This window comes from Pseudidiomarina mangrovi (genome assembly GCF_003999375.1).
GTDB lineage: Bacteria > Pseudomonadota > Gammaproteobacteria > Enterobacterales > Alteromonadaceae > Pseudidiomarina > Pseudidiomarina mangrovi.
On sequence record NZ_RJLC01000016.1, the window covers coordinates 45,835 to 66,582 of the forward strand.

The 20,748-nt window shown below is 51.7% G+C and carries 25 protein-coding genes; 11 read left to right on the forward strand and 14 right to left on the reverse strand.

Annotated features, from left to right (window positions below; translation table 11 throughout):
* The first annotated feature begins 37 nt into the window (after nt 1-37).
* Nucleotides 38-1,372: a metalloprotease PmbA gene (gene pmbA / locus EFO84_RS08290; RefSeq protein WP_127347784.1), complete on the forward strand. Its 1,335-nt coding sequence runs from the start codon at nt 38-40 to the stop codon at nt 1,370-1,372.
* Nucleotides 1,373-1,400: 28 nt separating this feature from the next.
* On the opposite strand, the gene mgtE is transcribed toward pmbA, so the two are convergent.
* From mgtE to EFO84_RS08345, 11 genes are all read right to left on the reverse strand, one after another.
* Complete coding sequence (mgtE, locus tag EFO84_RS08295) at nt 1,401-2,762, reverse strand: magnesium transporter (protein ID WP_127347595.1); 1,362 nt, start codon at nt 2,760-2,762, stop codon at nt 1,401-1,403.
* Between the two features lie 73 nt (nt 2,763-2,835).
* Nucleotides 2,836-3,111 (reverse strand): HPr family phosphocarrier protein, encoded by a 276-nt coding sequence (locus EFO84_RS08300; protein WP_127347596.1) that lies wholly within the window; start codon nt 3,109-3,111, stop codon nt 2,836-2,838.
* Complete coding sequence (rapZ, locus tag EFO84_RS08305) at nt 3,108-3,962, reverse strand: RNase adapter RapZ (protein ID WP_127347597.1); 855 nt, start codon at nt 3,960-3,962, stop codon at nt 3,108-3,110. The genes EFO84_RS08300 and rapZ overlap by 4 nt, the downstream gene beginning before the upstream one ends.
* Nucleotides 3,950-4,405 (reverse strand): PTS sugar transporter subunit IIA, encoded by a 456-nt coding sequence (locus EFO84_RS08310; protein ID WP_127347598.1) that lies wholly within the window; start codon nt 4,403-4,405, stop codon nt 3,950-3,952. Before EFO84_RS08310 ends, rapZ begins: the two co-directional genes overlap by 13 nt.
* Before the next feature lie 3 nt (nt 4,406-4,408).
* Nucleotides 4,409-4,696: a ribosome hibernation promoting factor gene (gene hpf / locus EFO84_RS08315; RefSeq protein ID WP_127347599.1), complete on the reverse strand. Its 288-nt coding sequence runs from the start codon at nt 4,694-4,696 to the stop codon at nt 4,409-4,411.
* Nucleotides 4,697-4,722: 26 nt separating this feature from the next.
* Complete coding sequence (locus EFO84_RS08320) at nt 4,723-6,102, reverse strand: RNA polymerase factor sigma-54 (RefSeq protein WP_127347600.1); 1,380 nt, start codon at nt 6,100-6,102, stop codon at nt 4,723-4,725.
* Complete coding sequence (gene lptB, locus EFO84_RS08325; protein WP_127347601.1) at nt 6,099-6,824, reverse strand: LPS export ABC transporter ATP-binding protein; 726 nt, start codon at nt 6,822-6,824, stop codon at nt 6,099-6,101. Before lptB ends, EFO84_RS08320 begins: the two co-directional genes overlap by 4 nt.
* Nucleotides 6,805-7,347: a lipopolysaccharide transport periplasmic protein LptA gene (gene lptA / locus EFO84_RS08330; RefSeq protein ID WP_164742411.1), complete on the reverse strand. Its 543-nt coding sequence runs from the start codon at nt 7,345-7,347 to the stop codon at nt 6,805-6,807. Before lptA ends, lptB begins: the two co-directional genes overlap by 20 nt.
* Nucleotides 7,304-7,879, reverse strand: a complete 576-nt coding sequence (gene lptC, locus EFO84_RS08335) for an LPS export ABC transporter periplasmic protein LptC (RefSeq protein ID WP_127347603.1) — start codon at nt 7,877-7,879, stop codon at nt 7,304-7,306. Before lptC ends, lptA begins: the two co-directional genes overlap by 44 nt.
* Nucleotides 7,876-8,442: a 3-deoxy-manno-octulosonate-8-phosphatase KdsC gene (gene kdsC / locus EFO84_RS08340; RefSeq protein ID WP_127347604.1), complete on the reverse strand. Its 567-nt coding sequence runs from the start codon at nt 8,440-8,442 to the stop codon at nt 7,876-7,878. The genes lptC and kdsC overlap by 4 nt, the downstream gene beginning before the upstream one ends.
* Complete coding sequence (locus EFO84_RS08345; protein WP_127347605.1) at nt 8,442-9,422, reverse strand: KpsF/GutQ family sugar-phosphate isomerase; 981 nt, start codon at nt 9,420-9,422, stop codon at nt 8,442-8,444. The genes kdsC and EFO84_RS08345 overlap by 1 nt, the downstream gene beginning before the upstream one ends.
* Before the next feature lie 198 nt (nt 9,423-9,620).
* Between EFO84_RS08345 and EFO84_RS08350 the strand changes: the two genes are divergently transcribed.
* From EFO84_RS08350 to murA, 7 genes are read left to right on the forward strand one after another with little or no spacing between them, the layout of a single operon-like run.
* Nucleotides 9,621-10,469, forward strand: coding sequence for an ATP-binding cassette domain-containing protein (locus EFO84_RS08350; protein WP_127347606.1), 849 nt, complete (start codon nt 9,621-9,623; stop codon nt 10,467-10,469).
* Nucleotides 10,462-11,238, forward strand: a complete 777-nt coding sequence (gene mlaE / locus EFO84_RS08355; RefSeq protein ID WP_127347607.1) for a lipid asymmetry maintenance ABC transporter permease subunit MlaE — start codon at nt 10,462-10,464, stop codon at nt 11,236-11,238. The genes EFO84_RS08350 and mlaE overlap by 8 nt, the downstream gene beginning before the upstream one ends.
* Before the next feature lie 5 nt (nt 11,239-11,243).
* Nucleotides 11,244-11,711 carry an outer membrane lipid asymmetry maintenance protein MlaD gene (gene mlaD, locus EFO84_RS08360; RefSeq protein WP_127347608.1) on the forward strand — a complete coding sequence of 156 codons (468 nt, stop codon included), beginning with the start codon at nt 11,244-11,246 and terminating at the stop codon, nt 11,709-11,711.
* Nucleotides 11,712-11,720: 9 nt separating this feature from the next.
* On the forward strand, nt 11,721-12,404 hold the full coding sequence (locus EFO84_RS08365; protein ID WP_127347609.1) for an MlaC/ttg2D family ABC transporter substrate-binding protein: 684 nt from the start codon (nt 11,721-11,723) through the stop codon (nt 12,402-12,404).
* The gene (locus tag EFO84_RS08370) at nt 12,401-12,709 is read left to right on the forward strand and encodes an STAS domain-containing protein (protein WP_127347610.1); all 309 of its coding nucleotides are present in this window, start codon (nt 12,401-12,403) and stop codon (nt 12,707-12,709) included. The genes EFO84_RS08365 and EFO84_RS08370 overlap by 4 nt, the downstream gene beginning before the upstream one ends.
* A gap of 46 nt (nt 12,710-12,755) precedes the next feature.
* Nucleotides 12,756-13,016 carry a BolA family protein gene (locus EFO84_RS08375; protein WP_348534534.1) on the forward strand — a complete coding sequence of 87 codons (261 nt, stop codon included), beginning with the start codon at nt 12,756-12,758 and terminating at the stop codon, nt 13,014-13,016.
* A 17-nt stretch (nt 13,017-13,033) separates the two neighbouring features.
* On the forward strand, nt 13,034-14,290 hold the full coding sequence (gene murA / locus EFO84_RS08380; RefSeq protein WP_127347611.1) for a UDP-N-acetylglucosamine 1-carboxyvinyltransferase: 1,257 nt from the start codon (nt 13,034-13,036) through the stop codon (nt 14,288-14,290).
* 57 nt (nt 14,291-14,347) lie between these two features.
* Here the strand turns inward: murA and EFO84_RS08385 are convergent, their stop codons facing one another.
* The 3 genes from EFO84_RS08385 to EFO84_RS08395 all read right to left on the reverse strand — a co-directional run bounded on the left by EFO84_RS08385 (nt 14,348) and on the right by EFO84_RS08395 (nt 17,400).
* Entirely contained in the window at nt 14,348-15,394 is a 1,047-nt protein-coding gene (locus EFO84_RS08385; protein WP_127347612.1) for a trypsin-like peptidase domain-containing protein, read from the reverse strand.
* Nucleotides 15,395-15,503: 109 nt separating this feature from the next.
* On the reverse strand, nt 15,504-16,853 hold the full coding sequence (locus tag EFO84_RS08390; protein WP_127347613.1) for a Do family serine endopeptidase: 1,350 nt from the start codon (nt 16,851-16,853) through the stop codon (nt 15,504-15,506).
* Nucleotides 16,854-16,971: 118 nt separating this feature from the next.
* A complete protein-coding gene (locus EFO84_RS08395) occupies nt 16,972-17,400 on the reverse strand; it encodes a Z-ring associated ZapG family protein (protein ID WP_127347614.1) in 429 nt (142 codons plus the stop codon).
* Between the two features lie 77 nt (nt 17,401-17,477).
* On the opposite strand from EFO84_RS08395, the gene zapE reads away from it, so the two are divergent.
* From zapE to rplM, 3 genes are all read left to right on the forward strand, one after another.
* On the forward strand, nt 17,478-18,587 hold the full coding sequence (gene zapE / locus EFO84_RS08400) for a cell division protein ZapE (protein ID WP_164742412.1): 1,110 nt from the start codon (nt 17,478-17,480) through the stop codon (nt 18,585-18,587).
* 12 nt (nt 18,588-18,599) lie between these two features.
* Nucleotides 18,600-20,174 (forward strand): Na/Pi cotransporter family protein, encoded by a 1,575-nt coding sequence (locus tag EFO84_RS08405; RefSeq protein ID WP_127347616.1) that lies wholly within the window; start codon nt 18,600-18,602, stop codon nt 20,172-20,174.
* 141 nt (nt 20,175-20,315) lie between these two features.
* Nucleotides 20,316-20,744, forward strand: coding sequence for a 50S ribosomal protein L13 (rplM, locus tag EFO84_RS08410; RefSeq protein ID WP_127347617.1), 429 nt, complete (start codon nt 20,316-20,318; stop codon nt 20,742-20,744).
* Nucleotides 20,745-20,748: the final 4 nt, after the last annotated feature.

Genomic DNA, 20,748 nt, shown 5'->3' on the forward strand with positions numbered 1-20,748 from the left:
AATAGAGCCGATCACGGAGTATGCAGTGACCCCAGATATGCAGCAATTACGCCAAGAAATGCACGATGTCGAGCAAGCCGTTGCCGATGCCTTAGCTTATGCCAAACAACTCGGTGGCAGCGCAGTAGAGTGCGCTATTAGCCGCAGTCGTGGTATCAACGTGGGCACCCGCTTGGGCGAGGTCGAAACCGTTGAATTTAACCAAGATGGCGCGTTGGGGATCACCTTATATCGAGGCCAGCAAAAGGGCTCGTCATCCACCACCGATTTAACTCCCAGCGCTATTCGTGCGGCAGTTGAAAAGGCCAACGATATTGCTCGTTTCACCTCGCCTGATCCGTTCGCAGGGCTGGCGCCAGAAGCGGCAATGGCGAGCCAAATACCTGATCTGGATTTGTGTCACCCGGCTGATCAAAGTGCCGAGTTTGCGCTGCAGCAAGCCCTGGCGTGTGAGCGTCATGCGCTGAGCCTAGACCCGCGTATTGTCAATTCTGACGGCGCTGGGTACAGCAGCCACGTGGGCTACCGCGTGTACGGCAACAGCCATGGCTTTTTAGCGGGCTATTTGCAATCGCGCCATAGCTTGAGCTGTTCTCTGATTGCTAAAAGCGGTGAGGCCATGCAGCGCGATTATAGCTACACCGTGGCACGTCACCGCGACCAGCTATGGAGCCCCGAGCAAGTTGCCCGTGATGCCGTAGAAGCGACCGTGGCGCGGCTCGATTCACGCAAAATTGCGACGGCCAAGGTGCCGGTGATTTTCCGCGCTGACGTGGCAAATTCGCTATTTGGCCATTTGGTCGGCGCTATTAGCGGCGGCAATCTGTACCGTAAATCGAGCTTTTTACTCGACCATTTAGGCCAGCAAGTGCTGCCGTCGTGGTTAACCATCAGCGAACAACCGCATTTACCGGGAGCCTTGGCGAGTAGTCCGTTTGACCAAGAAGGTGTGGCTACGGTAGACCGCGATATTATTAGTAATGGCGTGCTGCAAAACTATTTGATGACCAGTTATTCGGCACGTAAGTTAGGCCTGCAACCCACTGGTCATGCTGGTGGCATTCATACCTGGCAGGTCGGCCACAATGCCCAGTCGCTGCAGGCCATGTGTCGTGATATGGGAACCGGGCTGTTGGTCACGGAACTTATGGGCCAGGGTGTTAACTTGTTAACCGGTGATTACTCACGCGGAGCCGCTGGTTTTTGGGTAGAAAACGGCGAAATTCAGTTCCCGGTAGAGGAAATCACTATTGCGGGCAATTTAAAAGACATGTTTGCCAACATCGTGGCAATTGGTAATGACGTGGATCTGCGCCATGGGGTACGTACTGGTTCGGTATGGATTGAATCGATGCGGCTGGCTGGGGTTTAGCACCCCAGCAGCGTTTTACCTGAAGCGCTTAACCCAACAGCAGCGTAGCGGTACCCAAGAAGGCGAAAATACCCACCACGTCGGTGACCGTGGTGAGGATCACCCCACCGGCAAGTGCCGGGTCAATATCAAATTTTTTCAGCATCAACGGAATCGTCACGCCGGCCAAACCGGCTGCCACTAAGTTGGCGAACATGGCAAAGGCAATAATGATACCAATGGTGAGATCTTGCTTCCACAGCGCCACCACCCCGGCAATGAGCACCGCCCACACCACACCGTTGATGAGGCCGATTGAGAGCTCTTTCCAAATTAACCAGCGCTGGTTACTGGCGCCAACGTGGCCTAGCGCCATACCGCGGATCACCAAAGTTAAGGTCTGCGAACCGGCAATACCGCCCATGCTCGGCACAATGGTATTCAAGATCGCTAAAATAGCCATCTGCGCCAAAATATCCTCAAATAGCGAACTGACCATGGCTGCCAACAGCGCCGTGATCAGGTTAATACCCAGCCATAATGAACGGCGCCCAGCCGATTTACCCACCGGGGCAAAGGTATCTTCGTCGTCATCAAGACCGGCCATGCTCAACATCGAGTGCTGCGCATCTTCACGAATGATATCAACCACGTCATCAATGGTGATACGGCCTAACAAGCGGTTGTCACCATCGACCACCGGTGCTGAGATCCAGTCTTGCCGTTCAAACAGTTTGGCTACCTCGGTTTCGTCCATGTCGACCGGAATGCTTTGTACGTCGTCGTCCATCACATCGTTGACCAAGCGCGTAGGGTCAACGGTAAGCAACGAGGTGAGCGCCACGGTGCCAATGAATTTATCTTCACGATTCACCACGTAGAGTTTATCGGTACCATCGGGCAGTTCGCCTTTTAGGCGTAAATATCGCAGCACCACGTCAATGCTAACGTCTGGACGCACGGTGATGGTATCGGTGCTCATCATCGCACCGGCAGTTTCCTCATCGTAGGACAATGCTAGCTCAGCGCGTTGCCGATCTTGCTCGTCCATGGATTTCAGAACTTCTTGATAGACCGGCTCTGGCAAGCTACGCAATACGTAGGCCAAGTCATCGGTATCCATACCTTCGGTGGCGGCCGCGAGCTTGTCCGGCGCCATCTGCCGAATAATAGATTTTTGTACTTCTTCGGAGAGCTCTTCGAGGATATCACCGTGCTCGTCGGCATCGACCAACTGCCAAATGATCAAACGCGACTTCGGTGGTGATGATTCCAGCAGCAGGGCAATGTCCCAGGCTGGCAAATTGTGCAGTAACCGCCGTGCCTGCACGTACATGCCACGGGCTAAGGCAGCGGTTACTTCTTGTAAGCGCTGTTCAGCAAATTCTAAGTCGGCAACTTCGGCAAGCATAAAAAACTCCTCGTGATTTGAGGAGTTTAGCTGATTTTCATAGATTCGTCAGCACTGCTGTTGGGGGTGTTATTCAACACTCTTCATCAAAGCGCGCTTCAACCAGAGCGGCAATGGCAGCCACGGCTTGCTCAGCATCAGTACCCTCGGCAACGATATCGAACTGTTTACCTTGGCTACCAGCTAATAACAGCAGACACATAACACTTGAGGCATCATATTCTTTGCCGTCATTCAGTACTTTTACCTTGGCGTCAAACTGGTGCGCTAACTTAGCCAATTTAGTGGCGGCTCGAGCATGCAGGCCTAGCTTGTTGCGAATGGTAACGGTTTGCTGGGCGCGACTCATGACTTATACCGCGCCATATCACGATGTCGTACTTGCACTTTGAAGGTTTGATTTTGAAAACGTGCGGCTAACTGCTCGGCAATATAAACCGAACGATGCTTACCGCCGGTGCAGCCAATACCAATGGTCAAATAGCTGCGATTACTGCGTTGAAAATAGGGCAGCCAAGTTTCAAAGAAGGTTTCGAGTTGATGCACAAACTTGGTCATTAACGGTTGTTGCGAGAAAAAGTGCTGCACTTCATCGTCTTTGCCGGTAAGTGGTTTCAGCTCTGGCACCCAATGCGGATTCGGTAAAATGCGTGCGTCGAAGGCGTAATCGAGGTCGCCCGGCAAACCGTATTTGTAACCAAAGGATTGAAACACCACCAATAATCGTGACGCGGCTTTCCCCAATACTCGCTCGCTTACTTGTTCACTCAATTGATGCACACTTAACTCGGTACTATCAATGCGCCATAGCGCACGCTCAGCCAGCGGCTCGAGCAAAGTGCGTTCTTCGGCAAGGGCATCAGCAAGGGGTAATTCATTTTTGGATAACGGGTGAAGACGGCGAGTTTCGCCAAACCGGCGCAGCAGGATTTGATCCTGAGAGTCGATATAGAGAATTTCTGGCTTTACTTTATCGGGTAAAAAATCCAATGCGTCGGTGAGCACATCAGGGTCTTTGGGCAGATTGCGCACATCAACGCTCACCGCTACTTTGTCGTACTGCTCGACCACCGCATGCACCAGTGTTGGGAGCAAGGTAATCGGTAAATTATCCACACAATAGTAGCCGAGGTCTTCTAAGACGCGCAGTGCAATAGTTTTCCCAGAGCCTGAACGGCCACTAACGATTATGAGTTGCATCGGATAAAAGCTTGATAAAGCGCCATGTCATCGTGCGCATCACGCATAGCGCGGGTGCACTGTTTGTCGTTTAACCGTTGTGCCACAGCTTGCAGGGTATGTAAATGTTGCTCGTGGTGGCTTTCTGGTACCAGCAGGGCGAAAATAATATCAACCGGCTGATTATCAATCGAATCAAAATCGATGGCATCGGCTAGGGTGATTAAAATGGCTACAGGTTTGCTGCCATCAGCAACACGCCCATGCGGTATGGCAATGCCAAAGCCGATGCCGGTGCTGCCGAGTCGCTCGCGCGACAACAAGCTTTCAAACACATCAAAAGCTGAGGCATTGGCTAATCGTGGCGCCGCCAGCTGACCAAGCAGCTCCAGCGCTTTCTTCTTACTTGTAACCTCGACTGCACGACGGGTGCAGTCGGGGTGTAACAGAGTGGATAAATCCATGAGTTAGTGACGTTTCAATTTTTCTTTATGTTTAATAACCTGCCGATCGAGTTTATCGATCAGCCCATCAATTGCAGCGTACATATCGTCATGGGTGGAATCAGCAAATATCTCACCACCATTTAGATGCAGGGTAGCTTCAGCTTTTTGCGTCAGCTTTTCAACATTTAATATCACGTGGACATTAGTAATATGGTCGAAGTGGCGCTCAAGCTTGGCGAATTTTTCATTCACATAAGTGCGCAGTGCATCGGTAAGTTCAACGTGGTGACCAGTCAGATTAATTTGCATAACATCTTCCTTCTGTTGTCCGAGATTCAGATAAGACGCTTGCGTTGGCTCGAGGGCGCGATATTGAGCGCTTCTCGGTATTTCGCAATAGTCCGTCGGGCCACCTGAATACCTTGTTCCGCCATCAATTCAGTCAATTGACTATCGCTTAACGGCTTCTTCGGGTTCTCCGCGGCGACCAACTTCTTCAGCAACGCGCGTATGGCTGTTGACGAACATTCTCCTCCGTTATCCGTTGCCAATTGGCTAGAGAAGAAGTACTTCAATTCAAACACACCACGCGGCGTGTGCATATATTTTTGTGTGGTTATTCGTGAAATTGTTGATTCATGCATTTCTACTGTAGCTGCTATATCGGCAAGAATCATTGGCTTCATCGCTTCGGCGCCAAATTCGAAGAACCCTTGTTGCCGTTGTACGATACTTTGCGCCACTTTCAGCAAGGTATCATTGCGGCTATCGAGACTGCGAATAAACCACTTGGCGTCTTGTGTTTGCTGACGAATGTACTGCATGTCCTCGCGTTCGCTGCTGCTATCGGCTAAGGCCAAATACGTCGCATTCACTTTTAATTTGGGTACACTTTGCGGATTAAGTTCCGCAATCCAGCGCGAGTTTTTTTTCCGCACCAGAATATCTGGGATCACATAATCATCATTACTGACGGCAAAATCGTCGCCTGGCCGCGGTGCTAATGATTGGATCAGCTCGACCACCTGCGCCAGTTGCGTTTCGTTAACGCGTAAGCGCCGCAGCAGGCTGCGATAATCGCGATTAGCTAACAATTCTAAGTGGTTTTGTACCGCTTGCAGCGCCCAACGCTTCAGCTCCGGGCACACATCACGGGCGGCACGCAGTTGAATTTGTAAGCACTCACTTATGCTACGCGCCGCCACACCAGTTGGCTCAAATTGCTGAATACGTTTGAGTACCACAGCGATTTCATCGGCCTCTAGATCATCCAGTTCGGCGGTTAACGCGTCCAGCAGTTCTGGGATATCAGCCTGCAAGTAACCATGGTCGTCGATACTATCGATGATCATGGCGGCAATGACTTCGTCACGCTCGGTGAAATGCGATAGTCGCATTTGCCAAAGAAGATGGTCGTGCAGAGAGGTATGGGTTTCGCCTTGGTAGAGCGGGGTATCGTCGCCGATGCTCTGGCCACTTGAACTGAGTTGTGCCGAATAGGGGTCATCCCAATCGTCGTAGTCGCTATCACTATCGGCGTTGGTCTCGCCCTCAGCATCACTATCTTCGAGTTCCAGTAGCGGGTTATCTTCGAGCGCTTGCTGAACTTCTTGCTGAAGTTCCAAGGTGGATAATTGCAGCAGCTTGATGGCCTGCTGCAGTTGCGGCGTCATGGACAGCTGTTGGCTGAACTTGAACTGCAAACCTTGTTTCATAGGGTAAACTGTTCACCAAGATAAACGTCTTTAACCTGTTGGTTGGCGAGGATACTTTTTGCATCGCCCATAGCGATCAGTTCGCCATGACTAACAATATAGGCATGCTCGCACACTGATAGCGTCTCGCGGACATTGTGATCGGTAATCAACACACCGATACCGCGATTGCGCAAATGCTCAATGATCTTCTTAATGTCCAACACCGAGATAGGGTCAACCCCTGCAAACGGTTCATCGAGCAGAATAAAGGCTGGCTCAGCAGCTAATGCCCGGGCAATTTCAACCCGCCGGCGCTCACCGCCTGACAAACTCATGCCGAGGCTATTGGCAATATGCCCGATGTGAAACTCTTCCAGCAGGCTATCGAGTTTTTCTTCGCGCGCGGTTTCATCAAGCTCTTTGCGCGTTTCTAGAATAGACATAATGTTGTCACGCACACTGAGCTTGCGAAAAATTGATGATTCTTGCGGGAGGTAACCGATACCACGACGTGCCCGTTCATGCATGGGCAAAAGGGTAATATCATTATCGTCGAGCAAAATGCGACCTTTATCGCTATTGACCAAACCGACAATCATATAAAACGTGGTGGTTTTACCGGCACCATTAGGGCCCAATAGCCCAATCACTTGGCCCGACTCAACGCTCAGGCTGACGTCTTTGACGACCTGGCGTTTTTTATACGACTTAGCGAGGTGTTCAGCGGTTAATCGGCTCATCGTTGTTCTTTTTTGGCATGAAAATAGTGGTTACCCGCTCAGAATCTTCGCCGCGATTGGCGCTGAGTTGTTGGGTGGCGAAGTTATAAATAATTTCGTTGCCTTGAATCACACTGTTATTTTGCGCCACCGACGCCTTGCCGGTGAGAGTAATAATTTGCTTCACTTGATCGTAGTTGATTTGCTCTGCTTCAGCTTCAATAACCGAGCCATCTTCTAACGTTTGTTTATAGGATGCCGGGCTACCGCTGGCGATAAATTCATCGGTGCCGGCCGCCGCATCCCGTTTCACCCGCAGGTTATCGGCGCGAATTTCAAGGCTACCTTGGCGAATGACGACGTTTACATCGAACACTGCAATATTGTTGGCCAGGTCAAAAAAGTCGCGCTCTGAGCTGATTTCTATCGGCTGCGCAAAGTCAGACTTACCCTGCGCCAAAACTGCAGCGCTGAGCAGCAAACCTAGGCTGAGACTCAGACTAGTTGCGAGGTGTCGTGTTGCCGGTGTAAATGGTTTGAACATGTTTGGTAAGTTCCAACGTTTGTGCACGTAAATCGGCCTGCAAACCTTCACCGCGAACCACAAAGTCGCGGCCATATAAGGTCACTGGCTGATCGGTTTCCATAGTTTCCAGAGTCGTATCAATGACTAAGTAGCTGGTTTCTGCGCGTTCCATAAAATCACTGGTATCAAGCTTAGAAATGCGTACACCGCGCTCAAGGACTAAGTTTTTATCATCATAAAACGAACCCGCTTCGGCAATTACTTCCCAACTACTCAGGCGGTCTGAGGTGGTGACAACATATACCGGCTGTTCAAGTTCGGTCAGCTTGATAGGGCTAAAATGCGTCATTTCATCGGCGGATATTTTATGGGTTAGTTGACCATCTTCGGCATACACACGCAACACCAGCCCTTGCGCGGTGAAGTCGGGCTGAATGGCACGATAGCCATCGTCACCAGCATCGCCACCAGCGGGCGCAAAAGGCCGCCAGATCAGCATCGCCCCGGCGACAAAAAGAATAGCAATCAGCCAAACAATATTGCGGTTCACGTACTCACTCCGCCTTGTAACTGTAATTTACCTTGGCTTAATAATATCAAGTCACTTACCTCGCGCACGGCGCCAAAGCCACCGCGTAAGCTGGTCACATAATTAGCCTGCTGCTGCACAAACGGGTGCGCATCGTTCACCGCTATGCCTACGCCAGCGCGCTGAATCATCGCGACATCAGGAATATCGTCGCCAATACAAGCAATCTGACTGTCATGCAGCTGCAATTGCTCAGCAAGTTGTTGGTAAACCGCTAGTTTATCGTCGCAACCTTGGTAAATATGGGTGACCCCAAGGTGCTCCATGCGTTGCTTGACCAACTCTGAGCGGCGTCCAGTTATGACCGCAACGGCGATATTATTGTTCAATAATGCTTTCACCCCAAAGCCATCGCGGGTATGAAATGCCTTTAATTCTTCACCACCATTGCCCAAATAGATGCGGCCATCAGAAAACACCCCGTCGACATCGCAAATTAACAAGCGCAAGTCGCGCAGCTGTTGCAACAGTGCACGTGGGATCTCGCCGTACCAACTACTTACATGACTGCTGAGCGGGTCCATTATAATACCCCCGCCTTGAGCAGATCGTGCATGTTTAAGGCGCCCACTGCATGCCCCTTGGCGTCGACCACAAACAAGCCATTAATTTTACGGTCTTCCATGGTTTTCAGGCCTTGAGCGGCAAGCACATCTGCGCTGATGGTAATAGGATTACGTGTCATCACCTGTGCAATCGCGGTGCTGTGTACATCGATACGCTGATCTAAAATACGGCGTAAGTCGCCGTCGGTAAAAATACCCAGCAATACCCCATCAGTATCGGTGACCCCAGTCATACCTAAGCCTTTACGTGACATCTCTAACAATGCTTCACTGATGGTGGCGCTGGCGCTGACCTGCGGCAGGCGCTCGCCACTGTGCATGATGTCGCGGATGTGTAACAGCAGGCGCCGGCCTAAACTACCGCCCGGATGCGACATGGCAAAGTCATCGGCGGTGAAACCCCGCGCATGCAACAGCGCCACGGCCAGAGCATCACCCATCACTAGGGTTGCGGTAGTGGACGAGGTAGGCGCTAAACCGAGCGGACAGGCCTCTTTGTCGACCGCAATACAGAGATGCACATCAGACAGTTGTGCCAGCGTCGATTGTGGATTTCCGGTCATACTAATAAAGCCCACACCACGGCGTTTTATCAGCGGGGCGATGGCTAATACTTCGTTGGTTTCGCCAGAGTTGGATAGCGCGAGCACCACATCGGCATCGGTAATCATGCCAAGATCACCATGGCTGGCTTCGCCCGGGTGAACAAAGAACGCCGGCGTGCCAGTTGACGCTAAGGTCGCAGCAATTTTGCCACCAATATGGCCAGATTTACCCATACCTATCACGATCACCCGTCCGCGGCATTGCAATAGCATCTCGCAGGCATCGGCAAAGTGCTGGTCTAGGTAACGCGAAAGGCCGCGTACGGCGGCCGCCTCTATGTCGACCACCTGTTGGGCAAGGCTAATAAACTCTGATTTCTTCACGGCGCTCATAGCATTATCATCGCGGTTGATTATCAGCTTATCGAGGTAAAACGTAAGTTAATGCAACAATCATACCCGATCGTTTTTGTCTTTGCAGACGTAAATAGCCCAACACTCACGTTTTGTCACAAATTTTAATTACGAGAATACCTGACTTGCAGGCAAATCTGGTAAACTATGTGGTCTGCAAAAGGAGATACGTCATCTATGGTTGATGATGCGGTTGAACAATTAGTGGAATTGCAAGGCGTGCATTTCGCCCACGCGCACGGTGCCCACCCGGTCTACCGTGACCTGAACATGCAATTTCAGCGCGGTAAGATTACCGCAGTGCTGGGCCCAAGTGGTATCGGCAAAACCACCTTATTACGGCTTATTGGTGGTCAATTAAAGCCACAGCAAGGGCGTATTAGTTTTGCTGGGCACAATATTCCAACACTCTCGCGGTCGGCGCTGTATCAGTTGCGTACGCGTATGAGCATGCTGTTTCAAAGTGGCGCGCTATTTAGCGATATGAACGTGTTTGACAATATTGCCTTTCCACTGCGTGAACACAGCCGTTTAAGTGAAGACATTATTGAAACTGTAGTACTGATGAAGCTTGAGGCAGTCGGCCTGCGCGGAGCGCGCAACCTGATGCCGAGTGAGCTATCAGGTGGTATGGCGCGGCGTGCTGCGTTGGCACGGTCAATTGCGCTAGACCCTGAGCTGATTATGTACGATGAGCCATTTGCTGGCCAAGACCCAATCTCTATGGGGGTTATCGTCAAACTCATCAAAAGCCTGAACGAGTCTATGGGCCTGACCACCATCATCGTCACCCACGATGTTCAAGAAGTCATGACCATTGCCGATTATGTCTACATTATGGCCAACAAGACCGTGGTCGGCTCTGGCACACCAGCCGAGCTGATGGCCTCTGACGATCCGTTAGTCCACCAATTTCTACATGGTGAAGCCGATGGCCCGGTACGCTTCCATTATCCTGCTGCTGACCTAAGCGATGAATTGCTGGGCAAGCCGGCCGCTACTGCGAAGGAAAGTCGTCATGTTTGATCGCATTGCCGCCCTCGGTAAAGCCGTACTCGACACCGTAGCGGGAGCTGGCGCGGCGTTAATCATGCTGGTTCGTGCCTTAATTGGGCGGCCAAATTTACGCAAGTCGTGGCCGCTGTTGATGCAGCAAATGTATTCGCTCGGGGTACTGTCGTTGCTCATTATCATCATCAGCGGGTTATTTATCGGCATGGTGTTGGGGCTACAAGGCTTTACCATCTTAGTTGATTTTGGCGCCGAACAAAGCCTTGGGCAAATGGTCGCGCTGTCGTTGTTGCGCGAACTCGGGCCCGTGGTCACAGCGCTATTATTCGCCGGTCGCGCGGGTTCGGCCTTGACCGCAGAAATTGGTTTGATGAAAGCTACTGAGCAATTATCGAGCCTAGAAATGATGGCCGTGGACCCGTTGCGTCGAGTCATTTCGCCACGTTTTTGGGCGGGCTTTTACAGCATGCCTATTTTGGCCACGATTTTCTCAGCAGTGGGTATTTATGGCGGCTATTTAGTTGGCGTACAGTGGCTCGGTGTCGATGACGGCGCGTTCTGGTCGGTCATGCAATCGAGCGTTGAATGGCAAGAAGACATTCTCAACGGGCTGATTAAAAGTATCGTTTTTGCCTTTGTAGTGACCTGGATAGCGCTCTACAAGGGCTATAATTGCACCCCAACCTCAGTCGGCATTAGCCGCGCTACCACCTCAACAGTGGTCACCGCATCGTTAGCGGTTTTAGGGTTGGATTTCGTTTTAACTGCATTGATGTTTGGATAACGCTCATGGAATCACGTAATACACATTTGGCGGTTGGTCTGTTTGTCATTTTCGGCATTCTGGCGATGTTGTTTTTGGGGCTACGAGCGGCCAATACCAGCGCAGTCACCACCGGTGAAACCTACAAAATTTACGCCAAGTTCGACAATATTGGCGGCCTTAAAGAGCGCTCACCGATCAAAGTGGGCGGTGTGGTCATTGGCCGTGTCAGCGCTATTTCCCTCGACGGCGCCTATTACGAGCCGCTGGTGGAAATGACCATTAGCAAACAATACAGTGAATTTTCTGACACCTCATCGGTCTCAATCTTAACCTCGGGTTTATTAGGTGAGCAGTATATCGGCCTCAACCCTGGTTTTATTGACGATACCGTGGAGATGCTGGGTGACGGTGATTACATTTACGACACTAAATCAGCATTAGTGTTAGAAGACTTGATCGGGCAGTTCCTGTTTGGCCAGGGTAATGATTAAGGAGAAACTATGACTACCAGTTCGTTAAAGCAATGGTTGTTAGCGGTGACCGCAGTGTTCACGTTGGCTGCTGTAGCGCCTGCACAGGCTGAGTTACTTCGCGACGAGAATCCCTATTTATTATTGGAAAAAGTAGCCAACAAGACCTTTGATCGCATTGGCACCGATCGGCAGTTGATCAGCGCTGATCTAGACCATCTGCGGGTGATTATTCGTGAAGAAATGATGCCCTATGTGGATTGGGTTTATGCCTCTAAGCGGGTGCTTGGTCGTGCTTTACAAGACACCACGCCAGAGCAGCGGCAAGAATTTTACAGTGTATTCCGCGACTATCTAATCGCTACTTACGGGCGTGCTTTCACCGCTTATGACGAGAGCAAGCATACCGTTGAATTCGGCGATCCAAACCGTTTTGATGGCAGCAGCCGCATGGTTGAAGTGAATACTCGTGTGGTTGAAGCTGGCACCGGTCGGCCGCCAATTCGCATGGATTTTAAAATGCGGTACGACAAAGATGACAATATCTGGAAGGCCTACGACCTAGTGGTTGAGGGTGTGAGCTTACTCAACAGCAAACAAGCCGAGGTCGCTCAGGTAATTCGGCAGCGTGGTATTGATGGCACGATTGAATTACTGCGTGAAAAAGCCGCAGAGCCAATTCGTCAATATCAAGAAGGTGATGATAAGCTATGAGCCTCGACTACAGCCAACAGGGTGATCGGCTGGTGCTGCAAGGTGAGTTAAGCCGCAGCACTATCCCTGCTTTGTGGCAGCAGCGTCAGCAATGGCTGCAAACAGCCATCAGCGATGCTAAGCTAAATATCGACCTGGCTGGCGTAGAACGGGTTGATTCAGCCGGTGTCGCTATGTTGTTGCGGTTAAAAGGCGAGTTGCAGCAACGCCAGTGTGAGTTAGCTATTGTCGCCGCAAACCCCCAGCTGCGGGCTATCGCAGAAGTAAGCGGTGCTACGGAAATTTTGCAGCTCCCGGCAGAGTGAGAGTAGCCACTAAATCGCCCTAATTGTTAAAGCGAGTAAAATCCCATTGATTAGCACCGAACAAATCCGCACACTGCTTGATAGCGCCCTAAGCCCCGATGATTTAGTCATTAAAGTGGATGGCAGCCATGCCAATATCACCGTGGTTAGCGCCGTTTTTGATGCCCTAAGTCGGGTTAAAAAACAACAATTAGTCTATGCGCCGCTCAAGGACTTGATCGCCAGCGGTGAGTTGCACGCGGTATCCATTAAAACCTATACACCGAGCGAGTGGCAGCGGCAGAAAAAACTTGCCAATTTGAGCTAACAGAGTAGCTATATCCTATGCAAAAACTTATCATTCAAGGGGGTCAACCGCTACACGGCGAGGTGACTATTTCCGGCGCCAAAAATGCCGCTCTGCCGATCTTGTTAGCGGCCTTGTTAGCCAGTGATGATGTCATTATTGACAATGTCCCAGCCCTGCAAGACGTGCGCACCACGCTGAAACTGTTAGCTGAACTCGGGGTCAGTAATGAGCAGTTGGCAGCCAACCAATACAAAATTTCACCGCAAGGTTTGAACCATCATGTTGCCAGTTATGATCTGGTGAAAACCATGCGCGCTTCAATTCTAGTACTTGGCCCGCTGTTAGCACGCTACGGTAAAGCCCAAGTGAGTTTACCTGGTGGTTGTGCCATCGGTGCGCGGCCAGTCAATCTGCACATTGAAGGTCTGCGGCAAATGGGTGCCACCATTACCGTTGAAAATGGCTACATCAACGCCACTAGCCCTGGTCGTTTACGCGGCGCCGATATTTTCATGGACATGGTGTCAGTCACCGGTACTGAAAACCTTATGGCTGCGGCAACCTTAGCCGAGGGTATTACCCGCATTGAAAACGCTGCCCGTGAGCCAGAGGTCGTCGATCTCGCTAACTTCTTGAACGCTCTGGGTGCGGATATTCGTGGGGCTGGTTCCGATACCATTGAAATTCATGGTGTTGCAGCACTGCATGGCGGCCACTATCGGGTCCAACCTGACCGTATTGAAACCGGTACTTTTTTAGTTGCTGCGTTAGCCACCGGTGGTGACGTAACCTGTCGTAACACCGACCCAAGTATGCTTGACGCGGTGCTGAAAAAACTGACTGAAGCCGGCGCTCGGATCACCAAAGGCAGCGATTGGATTCGCCTTGAAGCTACCGCACGGCCGAAAGCCGTCAACATTATTACCGCGCCACATCCGGCATTTCCAACAGACATGCAGGCGCAATTTTGTGCGCTCAATGCGATTGCTGATGGGGCCGGCTGGATCCGCGAAACGATCTTCGAAAACCGCTTTATGCATGTACCTGAATTGCAACGTATGGGCGCTATGATTGAATTAGAAGGCAATACCGCTATTTGCAAAGGCGTGCCAGAGTTAACCGGCGCACAGGTGATGTGCACCGACTTACGGGCTTCAGCGTCGTTGGTCATTGCCGGCTTAGTAGCGCGTGGAACCACGGTGGTAGAGCGTATCTACCATATTGACCGCGGTTATGAGGGCATTGAACGTAAGCTGGTTGGCTTAGGCGCGAAAATTGAGCGCCAAGCCTAACTTGCGGAGAGCTTCAGCGTAACTTACGGAGAGCTTCAGCGTAACTTGCGAAGAGCTTCAGCGTAACTTGCGAATAGTAACCACCGTGGTCATCAATTCCTGGCCACGGTAAAACTTCACTTCGAGCTCGGTGCCTGGCTTGGTATCAGCCACTAAGCTGAGCCCTTGTGCCGCTGAACTAATCGGCGTACCCGCTATCTCAATCACGTAATCTTCTGGTTGCAAGCCGGCTTCTTCAGCAGGGCTGGCACGGTCCACACCGCTTATAAAAATACCTGGCTGGCGATAGATCTCAAAGGTATTGGGGGTCTCGCCGACATTAACGCCTAGATAGCCACGTACCACTTCACCTTCTTCAATCAGCGCTGTCATGACCGATTTGGCCAACGGGTACGGAATGGCAAAGTAGATGCCGTCTACGCCTTGACCAGTGGGGCCGCGGAACTGAGCGTTATTGATGCCAACCAAGTAACCTTGGCTGTTGACCAAAGCACCGCCTGAGGTACCCTCGCTGATCGCCGCATCCATTTGAATCAGGTCAGCGTGCGAGTGAATCACCCCCATGCGGCCACCGGTCGCACTGATAATGCCTTGGGTGATGGTTTGGCCTAAATTCAATGGGTTGCCTATCGCCAGCACCACATCACCGACGCGTGGGCGTAAGTTGTCGTCGGTTAACATTACCGGCAGATTGTCAGCCTCAATGCGTACAACGGCTAAATCGGTGACGCGATCAAAGCCAATCACTTGGCCGGAATATTGGCGACCATCTTGCAACGCCACTTGAATTTGGTTGACGTCTGCAACCACATGATAAGCGGTGAGAATATGCCCGCGGTCATCCATGATGACCCCAGAGCCAAGGCGAAAAACACTGCCAGGCCGCCGCGAATAATATGATTCTGGTAGTTCACCAATACTATAAATATTCACCACCGCCGGTGCCGCGCGGTTTACTGCGGTGGCATAACTCGCGGGTTGGTCGCTGAGTAACGGCTGCTGTCCACCGTTGAGCCAGCGTTGTACGCCAATAACGACCGCTGCCACCACCAGGCCAAGAAATGCAAAGCGAACGATGTACCAAAGCCAGTCGCGCAGGGTCATGAGATTTCCGTAAATGATTGATGTAGCGCTAGTCTAGTGCATCAAGGCGCAGAAAAAAAGCAGACAGCCTGAGAGCTGTCTGCTTTTAAGGTGTATTTATCGCGAGGTGTTAGCCGCGCAAGACCAAATACAGCGAGGTATTGCCACGGCGAATATTCAAGGCAATCACATTACCAGCTTGATCCATAGCTTGGCGCAGTTCCGCCACACTAGTCACTGGGCGGCGGTTAACCGCCACGATCACGTCATCTTTGCGTAGGCCATAACGTGCCGCCATAGAGTTTTGCTCCAGTTCGGTTAAGGTCACACCACCATCACCGTTGGCCGCCAAGGTGGCGCCTTCAAGCGCCGGATGCAGCTCGGCCGCGCGCACTTCACGCTCTTCTGAACGTAAGGTGACATCCAGCTTGCGCTCTTTGCCCTCACGCAAGACTGTCACTTCAATCTCGTTGCCAGCACCAACCGTGCCAACCCGCGCAATCAAGTCAGCGAAGGTACGAATACGGTCGTTGTTCACGGCAATAATCACGTCGCCCGACTGAATGCCGGCTTCAGCAGCGGCACTACCTTCAACCACCTCAGATACAAACGCACCTTGGCTTACTTTCAAGTCCAGCGCTTTAGCGATCTCATGGTTCAAATCACGCCCGCGCACACCCAGCACGCCGCGGCGCACTTCGCCAAACTCAACCAACTGCGCCACCAAAGCCTGCATCATGTCAGAAGGAATAGCGAAACCAATACCGATATTGCCACCGTTAGGGCCTAAAATGGCGGTGTTAATACCGACCAATTTGCCATCTAAAGTGACCAAGGCACCACCGGAGTTACCACTGTTGATGGCGGCATCGGTTTGAATGAAGTTTTCAACTTCTTCAATGCCTAAGCCGCTGCGGTCTAACGCACTGACAATACCAGAGGTGACGGTTTGACCCAGGCCAAACGGGTTGCCAATAGCGACTACGAAATCGCCGACGCGTAATTCTCCTGATTTGCCGATAGGAATTTCAGTTAAATCATCGCCGTCTTTAATCTTTAGCAAGGCGACATCTGAGCGTTTGTCGGTACCGACCACAGTGGCATCAAATTGCCGACCATCTTTCAGTGTGACCAAAATTTCCGTTGCGCTATCAATAACGTGGTTGTTAGTCACCACGTAGCCATTGTCGGCATCAATGATCACACCAGAGCCTAAGCCTTGAAACGGCTGCTCTTGAACCTGTTCACGTGGGCCGTTGGGGCCAAAAAAGTACTGAAAAATTTCTGGTACCCGCTGACGAATTTCGCGGGTGCCTTTCACTGAAATATTCACCACTGCTGGGGTCACATCTTCCAGCATTGGCGCCAGGGTAGGGATCTCGTCTTTATTAGTATTAAAGAACGGAATGTTGGCGCTGACCGGCGTTGACATGGCAATGATGCTGGACAACGCAACAGCAGCAACTAGCTTTGCTCTCATGGGGTCGTGCTCCTCTATCGATAACTTGATTCAATTGTGTCTATCAAAGACCAATATCACCGATATAAGTTCATGACCCCTTTGTTTCAAGATGTTACCTGCTCATTCAACCAGCAGATTAATCTTTGGTTGACGAAAACAGGCCTGATTTTTGATCAGAGTAGTCGCGCGGGGCGGCGTCGGCTTCTTCTTTTTTGGCGTCTTTGCGGTCGCGGCTGACGGTGTTGGCCATACGTAGTTGGCGCATGGTGTCTTCGGCAAAGAACGGCAGGGTGGGTTGAGTTTGTTGCCGTTGTAGAATGTCGGCACTGTTGTTCAAGTAGCTTTTCAGCTTGTCTTGAGTTTCTTCCAGTTGCTCAACCAAAGCCGTAGCCGTAGCAAAGTGCTCGGCAACTTCACGTTGATAATCAGCTAATTGCTGCTTGCTTTGATTGACTTCTTCACTGAGGCGCGCCTGTTCTGAGTGCTCGTGGAACCAATAACGGGCCACGAAGAAACCGACAACGGCACCCACTGCAACTAACAAAATGCCAATGATCCAGCTCATAAATACTCCTTAAAAAAGCGCCGTAGCGTGGTAAACTCCTGTGTCATAGCATAATCCAGATTAAGGTCAAAGTGGTAGTGACGACGCACAACTTCACCCCGCTGCAAAAATATCAGCATGATCTGGCCCACCATGGGTTCAGTCATGATGCCGCGCAACAACAGGCCGTTGACGCACTGCAACGGCTGTACGATGAGCTGCTAGCGCACCGCAATAGGCGCCAACGCCGAGGCTTTTTAGGGCGCCTGCGCAAAACACCCAAGGCACCGCAAGGGCTGTATTTTTGGGGTGGCGTAGGGCGCGGCAAAACCTACCTGATGGATACTTTTTTCGATGCGCTGCCGTTTGAGCAGAAACTACGGTTGCACTTTCACCGTTTTATGCACCGCGTTCATGCCGAACTAAAATTGCTCAAGGGCCGCAGCGACCCATTGCCGGTGATTGCTGAAAAGCTGGCGCGTGAAGCGCAAGTGCTCTGTTTTGATGAGTTTTTCGTGCAAGACATCACCGATGCCATGCTGCTCGGTACACTGATGCAAGAGCTGTTTAAGCGTGGCGTGGTGCTGGTTGCTACCTCAAATATTGCCCCCGACGAGCTCTATCGTAACGGCCTGCAGCGCGCACGCTTCTTGCCCGCCATTGAGCTGATTAAGCAAAACTGTCAGGTAATTAACGTTGATAGCGGTATTGATTATCGCCTACGTACCTTGACTAAAGCGGAGATTTACCACGCCCCGCTCGATGCCGCTGCCGATCAAAATTTACAGCGTTATTTTGCCGAGCTGTCACCTGATCATTGCAGTCGTAATACCGACGGCACTATTCGTATCAATAATCGCGATATTCCGGTGCGCCTGGAGTGTGATGACGTAGTGCTATTCAGTTTTGAGGCGATTTGCGGTGGCCCGCGTTCGCAGAACGATTACATTGAGCTGGCGCAGCTCTACCATGCGGTGCTGATTAGCGATGTGCCAGCCCTTGGTGCGCACAATGACGATGTCGCGCGGCGTTTTATTGCCTTAGTCGATGAGTTCTATGAGCGCAAAGTGAAGCTCATTTTGTCCGCGGCGCTGCCGCTCGAACAGCTCTATGCCGATGGCAAACTGAATTTTGAGTTCCGCCGTTGTATCAGCCGCCTGCAAGAAATGCAGAGCCACGAATATCTGGCTTTAGCGCACAAAGCCTAAGGAGCATCGCCCATGACCCTTCTCGACGGCTTTATGGCATTGGGTGGTTTGGGTCTGTTGTTACTCGGTATGTCGTTGCTGACCGATGGCCTCAAAGCAGCTGCCGGCGATCGGCTGCAAGGGTTTCTGCAGAATGGCACCGCCACTCGCCGCCGTGCGGCGTTTTCCGGCTTTGCCATCACCGCGTTGGTGCAATCGTCGTCGGCCGTGGTCGTTGCACTGTTAGGCTTTACTAACGCCGGCATGCTGACCTTGCGCCAAGCCGCGTGGGTGGTATTTGGTAGTAACGTGGGTACCACCATGACCGCCTGGCTTGTGGCTTTCGTTGGCTTAAAATTCAATATTGGCATTGTCGCCTGGCCGATGATTGGGGTCGGCATGTTGCTGCGCATTGTGCGTCAGGGTAAGCATTTAGGTGACGTTGGCCTAGCTATTGCCGGTTTTGGCGTGCTGTTTGTGGGTATTGATACCTTATCCACCAGTTTTTCCCATTTAGTCACTGTGATCCCGGTTGAGCGCTTCACGCTTACCGGGCCCTTCGGCATTGTGCTGGCGCTGTTGATTGGTTTGCTGCTAACCGCCTTGGTGCAGTCGTCATCAGCCGCGCTGGCGATTGTGTTAACCGCCTCGGCAAGCGGTATGTTCAGCCCGTTAGCGGGCGCAGCGGTGGTGATTGGGGCCAACTTGGGTACCACGGTGACGGCGCTGTTAGCCAGTGTTGCCGCCACCGCGAATGCTAAGCGGCTAGCCGCCGTGCATGTGATGATGAACGCTGCCACTGGGTTGGTAGCGTTAGTGCTACTGGCGCCGTTGTGGTGGCTGGCCAACTGGCTGTCGGCGGTCGACGGTCTGCCTGATTTAGCTACCGGCCTAGCGGCCTTTCACACCATGTTTAATCTGTTAGGGCTGGTGCTCATGGTGTTTTTGGCGGAGCGCATTATTCAGCGTGCCAAGCGCCTATTTCCGGTGCCAGCGGTACGTTCGGGTCAACCGCGCTATCTGGACCGTACCGTCATGCAAGTTCCGGCAATGGCCATTAGCGCTATCCAGAACGAACAGCAGCGAGTGTTCGAGCAGCACTTAATGCGCTTCCGCCAGTTGTTACCGGTAGCAGGCGCGAGCGCACAACCGCAGCCTGACGTCGCAACCGGCAAGCTGCTTGAGGTAATCGCCCACTTTGCCGATCAGTTAAATCGACAAACTTTGAGTAGCGACCAAGCGTTGCTGCTAACGCGCTTACATGGCATTCGTTATCGCCTTAACGACCTGCGCAGCTTACTAGAACAACTTGAGCAGTATGCCGCCACCGACCACCTGCAGTGTTTGGGTGTGCCGATGCATGACGCCTTGCAGGCGGTGTTAACCGGCGTCAGTCAAAGCGCCACCGATCGCCAGCAACGCAATGCCCAGCTACAGCAGCTGCAACTGCAGCGTGAGCAGTTACACGATGAGATCATGCAAGGCCTCGCCAGCGGTCGCTTAACCGCGCCGCAAGCGAGTGCGCAACTGCAGCTCGCGAGTCAATGGTGGCGGGCGAGTGAACTGCTTGTAGCCTGTGCAAATCAACTCTATCCAGTGGTTGATTAAGCAACAACCTTACCGTATAATTCGCGCCCAGCCCACGTTACAGGTACAACAAACCGCTATGTGGCTGCAACCACAGCGGATGTTGTGGTTCGCGGGGAAGCCCGGAACTACTGTCGTGAACTTAAAATAAGAGTATTTTCAATGAGTACATTTGTTGCAAAACCAGAAACTGTCACACGTGACTGGTACGTTGTAGACGCCGAAGGTAAAACTTTAGGTCGTTTGGCTACTGAAATTGCTACCCGTTTACGCGGCAAGCATAAGCCAGAGTACACTCCTCACGTTGATACCGGTGATTACATCATCGTGGTAAACGCTGAGAAAGTAACCGTTACTGGCCGTAAGGCACAGGACAAGATTTACTACTCGCACACTGGGTATCCAGGTGGTATCAAGGAAATCAACTTCGAGAAGTTGATCGCCAAGGCACCAGAAATGGTCATTCAGAAAGCGGTGAAAGGTATGTTGCCTCGTGGTCCACTAGGTCGTGCCATGTTCCGTAAACTGAAAGTATATGCCGGCGCTGAGCATCAACATGCTGCTCAACAGCCGAAACAACTTGAAATTTAAGACG